Raw genomic sequence first — 264 nt, forward strand, 5'->3', positions numbered from 1 at the left:
TTTTCGGATGTCACCTGACCATCGCTCCGGGTGACGCTGCTTCGCGGCCTCGAAGACCTCTCGGCGCTGCGTCAGAATGCCTTTGGCCTCGCCGTCATGACGCTGGCTCGGCGTGACGTAGCGAAGGGCGCTGTGCTGGTGCTCATGGTTGTACCACTCGGTAAATTGCTGAACCCAGTCCTGAGCCTCGGCCAGGGTGGCGAACCCGTCGACGGGGAAGCCCGGCCGGTACTTCAGCGTCTTGAAGGCCGACTCGGCGAAGGC

The 264-nt window shown here is 64.0% G+C and carries 1 protein-coding gene; it reads right to left on the reverse strand.

Annotated features, from left to right (window positions below):
* On the reverse strand, positions 1-264 hold a 264-nt coding region (locus MKZ40_RS17110; protein ID WP_282628013.1), incomplete at both ends, for an integrase core domain-containing protein.

Origin of the sequence: Cobetia sp. BMC6 (assembly GCF_029991385.1) — a bacterium.
Taxonomy (GTDB): domain Bacteria; phylum Pseudomonadota; class Gammaproteobacteria; order Pseudomonadales; family Halomonadaceae; genus Cobetia.